Source organism: Streptomyces muensis, assembly GCF_021474425.1.
Taxonomy (GTDB): Bacteria; Actinomycetota; Actinomycetes; order Streptomycetales; family Streptomycetaceae; genus Streptomyces; species Streptomyces muensis.
On record NZ_JAKEIP010000527.1, the window covers coordinates 1 to 2,170 of the forward strand.

The 2,170-nt window shown below is 75.0% G+C and carries 2 protein-coding genes and 1 pseudogene; 1 reads left to right on the forward strand and 2 read right to left on the reverse strand.

Annotated features, from left to right (window positions below; translation table 11 throughout):
• Window positions 1-640, reverse strand: a 640-nt coding sequence (locus tag L0P92_RS44005; protein ID WP_234768744.1) for an amidase family protein, incomplete at its 3' end; no start/stop codon positions are given.
• Window positions 637-1,158, reverse strand: a complete 522-nt coding sequence (locus tag L0P92_RS44010; RefSeq protein ID WP_234768743.1) for a DUF6668 family protein — start codon at window positions 1,156-1,158, stop codon at window positions 637-639. The genes L0P92_RS44005 and L0P92_RS44010, both read right to left, overlap by 4 nt.
• Window positions 1,159-1,429: 271 nt before the next feature.
• On the opposite strand from L0P92_RS44010, the pseudogene L0P92_RS44015 reads away from it, so the two are divergent.
• Window positions 1,430-2,170: pseudogene (locus L0P92_RS44015) on the forward strand (tetratricopeptide repeat protein); the annotation flags it as partial.

The window sequence follows — 2,170 nt, forward strand, 5'->3', positions numbered from 1 at the left end:
ACCCCCCACCGCTCCCCGTCATCACGTCCCAGTACGCCGCCACATCCGCCACGGACCGCGCGAGCACCCCCAGTGCCATGAGCCCCGTGCGGTCGGTCGACGGCAGGTGTCCGTTGGTGGTCTTCAGGCCGACGACCCCGCACCACGCCGCCGGGATACGGACCGAGCCGGCGCCGTCGCTGCCGGTTGCGAGGGGGACCAGGCCGGCCGCGACCGCCGCTGCGGAACCGGCCGAGGAGCCGCCCGGCGTGCGGTCGGGGCGCCAGGGGTTGGCCGTGCGGCCGTAGCGGCCAAGTCCCCAGGTCTGCCAGGGGGTTCCCGGCCCCGGAACGGATGTCGCGCCGACCGCCACGCACCCCGCCGCGAGCAGCGGGCCCGCTGTCCGCAGCCCGCGCCGCCCCTTGACCCCGATCGGCACGCCGGCCAAGGGCAGCCACTCGCCGGCGTCGACCCGTGCGTCCACCTCACGGGCCCGCCGCAGCGCCTCCTCCTCCCACACCTCGATGAAGGCGGACAGGACGGGATCGGCCCGTTCGATGCGGGCGAGGGCCGACGCGACGGCGTCGACGGCGCGAAGGTTCCGCGAGCGTACGGCGGAGGCGATCTCGGTGGCCGACAGTCCGGCCGGGGCCGGGCTCAGCGGGAGTGTCCCGTCAGCCGGGCCAGCGCCTCCGCCTCCCGTGGCCGTTGCCCGCCCAGCTCGCCGAGCCGCCAGGCGGGCACCCACGGCACCCGGTACACGTCGATGACCGACTCGATCACCTTGACCCGCTCGGCGAGCGGCCGCGGCAACCGGCCCGGCGCGTCCGCGACCAGGACGACGGCGTCGAGATCGAGCCCGTGCGGAGCCTCACCGCGGCGGAAGACCTCAAGAGCGCCCAGGGCGGCGGCCAGCCCGACCGCATGCGTGCGGGCCACGAGCAGCACCGACCGCGGATCGGCCGGGCCCGGCCAGACGCGACCGCAGTCCTGGCCGCCGTAGACCGTGGCGAGCGTGGTGACACCTGCCCCGCCGTGCACACCCACCCAGGAGAAGCGCCGGGGCGTGGCGGCGGCAGGGGAGCGCGAGGGCTCCTCGGGCAGGGGCACCGGCCCGCGGATCCAGATCTCCGGCCCCGGCTCGGACCGCCCCTGCTGCACGTGCATGTCACTCCGCATGCCCGCACTCCTCCCTCGTCACGCCATCGATCTTCGAGCCAGGCATGAGAACGCTGTGACGTGGCACAAGCTCCTGGAACGAGTCTGTGACGTCCCGGTGACGCCCGCGCCGCGCGCGGCCGGAGAGACTCGACAGTACGTGTACGACGTGTCCGATCTGTACTACCGGATGTTGACGCCGGGGAAGCGGAACGCGAGCGCGGGAGGGGGCACCATGGGACCCGAACGCGGCGGCCGCGAATCGCCCCGGCGCATGCGAGTGAGGGAAGCGATGTCTCGACTGAGCCGCGCGATGAAGCGGGAACAGAAACGCGCCGCGGCCTCCGCGGCCCCCGTGGCCGCGCCGATCGACGTGCGCGTCCCCGCCGCCGGTCCGGGCGCGGCCGGCGCGTCGATCGGCGGCGTACCCGTCACCGCCGTCCCCGGCGAGGAGATCCAGCGCACCGTGCTGACCCACCTCCAGCGCATCGCGGTCGCGAGCGGCCACCCCGTACACGCCACGATCCACGACGAGCGCATCGGTTACGTCGTCCCGCTGCGGGTGGCCGAGGACGGCTCCAGTGAGTTCACCGCGGAACCGGTACGGACGGCTCCGCACAGGGAGCGTTCGGAGCCGGGGACGCCGGAAGCGCCGCTTCCGCAGGAACCGGCGCCGTATCGGGACCGGCCCACGCATGTCCTACGACCGCTGCCGGGCCCGGAGCAGGACGCCTCGCCCACCTTCCGGCTGCGGGCGTTGCCCGGGTCGGCACCGGAGCCGGTCCAGGACGCCGCGCCCGGCACGGTCGCGCCGCCGCTGGGGGAGTTCGGCCCGCCCCCGCCCATGGACGCGAGGCCGGAGCCGACGGACGTAACCCAGGGTGCCGTACCGCGATCCGACGTTCTGCTACCCGAAGCTCCGCAAGCCGAGTCTTCGCGCCCCGAAGCTCCGCAATCCGAGTCTCCGCGACCCGAGGCACGACCAGTCGAGGCACGACCAGTCGAGGTGCGGCAGGCCGCCCCGCCCCCCGCC

Coding starts and splice junctions, on each gene's coding strand:
- L0P92_RS44010 (WP_234768743.1), bottom strand. CDS start 1,158: ATGCGGAGTGACATGCACGTGCAGCAGGGGCGGTCCGAGCCGGGGCCG.